Annotated in this window: 5 protein-coding genes; 1 reads left to right on the top strand and 4 read right to left on the bottom strand. The window is 59.3% G+C overall.

The window, feature by feature from the left end:
- Positions 1 to 133: 133 nt before the first annotated feature.
- The 4 genes from H8S59_RS25670 to H8S59_RS25655 form a co-directional block, all read right to left on the bottom strand.
- Positions 134 to 535 (bottom strand): ExbD/TolR family protein, encoded by a 402-nt coding sequence (locus tag H8S59_RS25670; RefSeq protein ID WP_095097243.1) that lies wholly within the window; start codon positions 533 to 535, stop codon positions 134 to 136.
- A gap of 1 nt (position 536) precedes the next feature.
- The gene (locus H8S59_RS25665; protein ID WP_187523254.1) at positions 537 to 1,262 is read right to left on the bottom strand and encodes a MotA/TolQ/ExbB proton channel family protein; all 726 of its coding nucleotides are present in this window, start codon (positions 1,260 to 1,262) and stop codon (positions 537 to 539) included.
- A gap of 99 nt (positions 1,263 to 1,361) precedes the next feature.
- Positions 1,362 to 2,180, bottom strand: coding sequence for an energy transducer TonB (locus H8S59_RS25660; protein ID WP_187523253.1), 819 nt, complete (start codon positions 2,178 to 2,180; stop codon positions 1,362 to 1,364).
- Between the two features lie 310 nt (positions 2,181 to 2,490).
- Complete coding sequence (locus tag H8S59_RS25655) at positions 2,491 to 3,537, bottom strand: LacI family DNA-binding transcriptional regulator (RefSeq protein ID WP_187523252.1); 1,047 nt, start codon at positions 3,535 to 3,537, stop codon at positions 2,491 to 2,493.
- Between the two features lie 216 nt (positions 3,538 to 3,753).
- Between H8S59_RS25655 and H8S59_RS25650 the strand changes: the two genes are divergently transcribed.
- A complete protein-coding gene (locus tag H8S59_RS25650) occupies positions 3,754 to 5,982 on the top strand; it encodes a TonB-dependent receptor (RefSeq protein WP_187523251.1) in 2,229 nt (742 codons plus the stop codon).
- Positions 5,983 to 6,002: the final 20 nt, after the last annotated feature.

The raw sequence follows: 6,002 nt of genomic DNA, 5'->3' as shown, positions 1-6,002 counted from the left end.
AGACCAAGCACCGCTCCCACAAGGGGACTCCATTTCAATTCGAAATTGAGTTTGCATAAAAAAACAGGCTGCCCTCATGCCAAAGAAACAGCCTGTAAAAACAACGAAGTTTTTTGAGTAACGTTTCAGCCCATCACTTGGCAGTGATCACCGACAATTTGGTAATCCCCGCCCGCTCAATAGACGCCATGGCCCTGGCCACTTCCCCATAATTCACACCATCGTCAGCCTGCAATTGCACGCGTACGTCGGGGGCTTTTTCCTTGGCGGCCTTGAGGTTGGTTTCCAACAGATCCGGCTGGATTTCATCCTTGTTGATGAACAGCTTGCCCTGCCCGTCGATGCTCACCACCAGCGGGTCTTTCTGCTCCACCGGGGCGACCGATTCGGTCTTCGGCAAGTTGATCGGGATGGAGTTGGTCAGCAGTGGCGCGGTGACGATGAACACCACCAGCAACACCAGCATCACGTCCACTAGCGGCGTGACGTTGATCTCGCTCAGGACTTCATCGCTGTCTTGTGTGGAGAAAGCCATCTCAGGACGCCTCCTGCACTTTCTGGCCAACCGCAGGTGCGCCGTGCTTGTTCAGCACCGGATGCAACAGGACGCGGAACGAGTTCTTCTGGGCCAGGCTGTAAAAGTCGTGAGCAAAGTCATCCAGGTCAGCGGCAGTCAGTTTCAAGCGACGCAGGAAGTAGTTGTAAACCAGCACCGCAGGCACCGCGACCGCGATACCGACACCGGTGGCGACCAGTGCCGCGCCGATAGGGCCGGCAACGGTTTCAAGACTTGCCGAACCCGCCGCACTGATGCCTTTCAACGCCGACATGATGCCCCAGACCGTACCGAACAGACCGATAAACGGTGAAGTGCTGCCGATGCTGGCAACCACCGCCAGACCGGTTTCCAGCGAGCGGCGTTCACGCACGATTTGCTGACGCAGGGCACGCTCCAGACGGTCCTGATGATTGATCGCCTGGCTCAGGTCCGTGGCCTGCGCGCCATCCGGCACTTGGATGGCGGCATAACCGGCCAACGCCACACGGGCGGCTGCGCCCGGTTGCTCCTGAGCCAGTTGCGCGGCGGAATCAAGGCTCGATGCGGCCCAGAATTGCTTGTGGAATTTACGATCCTGATTCTTCAGGCGGGTGAACTGCACCCCTTTGAGCAGGGCCAGGCCCCAGGTCACAACGGAAAACAGGACCAGTAGCCAGATGACGGCGTGCTCGACGGATTCGAAAGGGGAAGCAAGTAGGTTCATGGCGCGGCTCTCTCTGAAAAAGGCATGTCTCAGAACAAGACAGGTTGTGTAGCGATGCGCCTTTTGTTCAGGTAGCTCGCAGATTCAAACGAATAAGGGTTAACGAATCTTGAAATCGATGGGCACGCTGACCCAGCCGTCCTGGGCAACATCGCCCTGCTTGGCCGGTACAAAGCTCCAGCGTTTAACCGCTGCCAGGGCCGCGTCGTCGAGTTGATCGCGTCCGCTGCTTTTCTGCAGTTGAATCTCACCCGGCTTGCCGCTGGCCAGTACATGCACACGCAACAACACTGTACCTTCCCAACCGCGACGCATGGCCAGTGCAGGGTATTCCGGGGCCGGGTTTTTCAGGTAACCGGCGTTGGCAGAGGCTGGCGTTACCGGCTTAGGTGCAGGTGGCGCGGGCGGCGCAGGTGCTGCAACCGGTTGCGGCGGCGCCGGTGGAGCTGGCGGTTGCTCAACGGGTTTCGCGACCGGCTTGGGCACAGGTTTTACAACCGGTTTGGGCTTTAGAATCGGCTTGGGCGGCGGCGGTTTGACCGCGAGTTCGTCTTCCACGGGCGGTGGTGGTTCCTCCACCACCGGCTGCACGATGGGCTCGGGCAGCGACGGAGGCGTTTCTACCACTGGCGGCGCAGGCTGGGAAAACTCGATGGTCATCGGTGGAACTTCGGGTGGTGCGACCGGCAGCGGAGCAGGCGGATTCTGGTTAACCCAGTAAATGACCGCACCGTGCAACACCAGGGCGAACACGCCCAGCAAGACGGCTTCACGACGGCTCAAAATCCTTTTCGGCGTGCTGTGCAGACGCGACAGCGCCAAGGGACCGCGATAAACGCGCCCCAGATCGAGCAGCTCGCCGCCCGGTGCCGGTCGCCACAGCACATCGAGTGCGCCGGCGCTTTGGACATTGCCCATTGTGTGCTCCTGCAAAACCTTCAAATGAAAGCCCGAGGCAGAGCGGATGGCTCTGCGACGACGCTTGAGTTAAATAATCCACGAGACGATATATTTCTTAAAAGAATATTTTCTCAGATGGATATTCGTTAATTGCATAACACTCGATATCAAGTTGCGAATAGGCCTGCGGAAATGGAGATGCCACTGAATGGCGCATAACCTGTGGGAGCGGTGCTTGCCCGCGATACATGAGACGAAGCTGGAAGACATACCGCGTTATCGTTTATCGTCGGAATGCCGCCCAGACCAAGCACCGCTCCCACATGCATCACGTACTCTCCCGCTCAATCACTTCACACTTGAGCAGGTTCAAGCGCTGCAATTCCCCTTCCAGCCCAATCACGCCGAGACTTTGTAACAGCCGTGTGGCAGCCAGCACGCCGATGTCCAGCGCGGGTGGCTTGATGGTGCTCAAACTGGGCAACAGCATCTCGGCAAACGCGTAATCACCAAATCCCAGCACCGCACAATCCTGCGGAATACGCAGCCCGGCGCGCTGCCCTGCGAGCAGTCCGCCCGCAGCCAGGTTGTCGTTGGCAAACACAATCGCATCGGGTTTTTCAGCCGCGCTCATCAACACCTGCATCGCCTGTTTGCCCGCTTCGAACGGGGCTCGATCCGGGTCCGGTGCAAACAGGATCGGCGTCAGCCCCAGCTCGATCAGCGTCGCCGCGCAGCCGTCACGACGCTCAATGGCACTGAAGTCACCCGCAGCGCTGTTCTGCACAAAAGCAATCCTTCGGTAGCCCTTGCCGTGCAGGTAACGCGCAGCGGTGACACCCACCTCGTAGTGGGAAAAGCCGATCTGGATCGGCGCACGATCCGGCTGGTAATCCCAGGTTTCCACCAGCGGAATATCTGTGTCTGCGAGCATCTTCTCGGTGGCCGCGCTGTGAAAATGGCTGGTCACTACCAGTGCGGCAGGCGACCAACCGAGAAAGGCGCGAACTGCGTTTTCCTCCTGCTCGACCGAGAAGTAACTCGACGCCAGCAGCAACTGATAACCGTGTCGTGTGAGGGTGTCGCTGAAACCTTGGATGGTGCTGGCAAAGATTGGCCCGGAGATGTTCGGCACCACCATGCCGACAATCCGCCCGCGCGCCGACGCCAGACCGCCCGCCACCAGATTGGGGACATACCCCAGCTCAGCCACCGCGGCCGCAATACGCTCGCGGTGCTCGTCCGAGACCTGGTCCGGCTGGTTGAAATAGCGCGAAACCGTCATCGTCGAGACGCCGACATGTCTGGCTACCGTATCCAGCGTGATACGCCCTGCTCCACGACGTTTGCGCGGAGGGCTTTTCTGATCGCTCAAGGCTCATGCCCTTCTAACAAAAAAGAATATAAAAGTAATTTTTGAGTATTGGACGATCTATCGCGTCCTTGCTGATACTGGGGATGTTAGCGCTAACGGAATGATCTTGTCAGCTACTCGCTTGAGCGAATGCCGCCGGAACACAGCCAACGCCTACATCAGGAGCAGTGACCGAAGAGTCACGGCAGTCAGGGCATCTTTCAAGCGAGCATAGACATGCAACACACCTCTGGGGACATCATCAAACCGGCGCGTCTGGCGCAAGCCATCGCTGCAGCACTGGCCTTGACTTCACTGCCAGGCATTGCCGCCGACGGCAGCACAACCAATACCGACGGCCAGACGGCGACCTTGCAGGCAGTGACCGTGACGGCCACCCGCCGTGAAGAATCGCTGCAGAAAGTACCGGTGGCGGTCTCTGTGGTCGATGGCGAACAGCTGGAACGCGATAACCGCAACGGCGTATCGAGCATCGTCCAGCAGATCCCCAGCCTGAACTTCCGGACCGGCGCATCGAACAAAGACACCTCGTTGTTTGTCCGGGGTGTCGGCACCATTTCCACCTCACCCGGCGTGGAGCCGACGGTTGCGACGGTGGTTGATGGCGTGGTCTACGCAAGGCCTGGGCAGGCGACGCTGGACCTGCTCGATCTGGACCGCATCGAAGTGCTGCGCGGCCCGCAAGGCACGCTGTTCGGCAAGAACGCGTCGGCGGGCGTGCTTAACGTGATCAGCAAGGCGCCCACTGAGGAAACCCATGGTTACATCGATCAGTCGTACTACAACGGCAACGAAAGCCGAACCCGTTTCGGCATCGGCGGCAGTCTGATTCCGGATACTCTCAAAGCCTCGGTCACGACCCTGTTCGGCAGCTATGACGGCAACGTCGACAACAAGGCCAACGGTCAGGAAGTCAACGGTTACAACCGAAAGGGCGCGCGCGGCAAGCTGGAATTCACCCCCAACGATGACGTCAAACTGACCGTGATCGCCGACTACATGCAGTCCCACGATGACGCACCGAACGGCGTCGTCAGCTCAACGCTGAACCCGGCCTTTGCCAGAGCCCTCGCGCCGGTTCGCGCCAGCGACCATAACCGGGACATCGTCAGCGATTACCGCAGCCATGTTGAAGACATCAACAAAGGTCTTTCTGCCCAACTGGACTGGAATCTGGGTGACTACACCCTGACGTCGATCACCGCCTGGCGCGGCTGGAACAACACGCAGTGGCAGGACGGCGATCGCTTGTCGAACATCACGGCAGCATTCCCCGGCACTGAAGACAAGGGCGATCTGGACTTCAATCAGTACTCGCAGGAATTGCGCCTGGCTTCGCCAAAAGGTCAGTTTCTGGAGTACGTTGGCGGCCTGTATTACATGCACGGCAAGGATGAAGAAACCTATCGCCGCACGCTGGTAACGCCAACCGCCAGCGCCGTGGGTGTCGCCGATTACGGGACAACCAGCGACAGCTACTCGGTGTTTGGCGAAAGCACCCTGAACTTCACTCCAGCCTTTCGCGGGATCGCCGGGTTACGCTGGACTCACGATGAACTTGAATACGATCACCGGAGGGTATCGACCTCGCCTACCGCAGTGTCAGGCATCAACCCCGGCACCAGCAGTTCCGGTTCGGTGGATGAAGATGGCTGGTCCGGCCGTCTGGGTCTGCAATACGATCTCACCGACAACGTCATGACCTACCTGACCTACTCGCGCGGCTACAAAGGCCCGGCTTACAACGTGTTCTTCAACATGCAGCCGCGTGATACCGACGCGCTCAAACCGGAGACGTCCAATACCTGGGAACTGGGTGTCAAAGCCACCAGCTGGAACAATCGTCTGGTCACCAACCTGGCGGTATTCCACAGCGACTACGACAACTATCAGGCGAACTTCCTCGACACGGTGGCCGGCAGCGTGGTGACACGCTTGATCAATGCGGGCAGTGTTTCCACCGAAGGCGTGGAAGCCGACTTCGCCTTGCAAGCCACGCAAAACCTCAAGCTTTCCGGCGCAGTGGCCTACACCAAGGCTCGCATCGACACCTTCTCCTGCCCGGCGGGCGCGGCGGCATCGTGCAACGTCGACGGCAAAACCCTGCCCTTCTCCCCAGACTGGAAAAGCTACGTGCGGGCTGACTACAGCATCCCGCTGGACAACGGGCTGGATGTCGAGCTGGGCACTGATTACAGCTGGCAGAGCGAAGTACAGTACGACATCACCCAAAACCCGAACACAGTACAAGGCGCTTACGGCATCTGGAACGCCAGCGTCGCACTGGCCGACTACAACAACGGCTGGCGCGTAGCGCTACTGGCCAAGAACCTGGCAGACAAGTCCTACTCCCCCGGCCTGGCCGCTACCGGCAACTACATCACCCGCGCGGTACCGCGTGATGACGAGCGGTATTTCGGGGTGCAGTTGCGTAAGGATTTTTGACCGCTGGAGCGAGCGGGCGG

The sequence above is a fragment of the Pseudomonas folii genome (assembly GCF_014357575.1).
GTDB classification, from domain to species: Bacteria; Pseudomonadota; Gammaproteobacteria; order Pseudomonadales; family Pseudomonadaceae; genus Aquipseudomonas; species Aquipseudomonas folii.
Note: the sequence above shows the minus strand (reverse complement) of the source record. Positions and strands in the feature narration are given on the sequence as shown.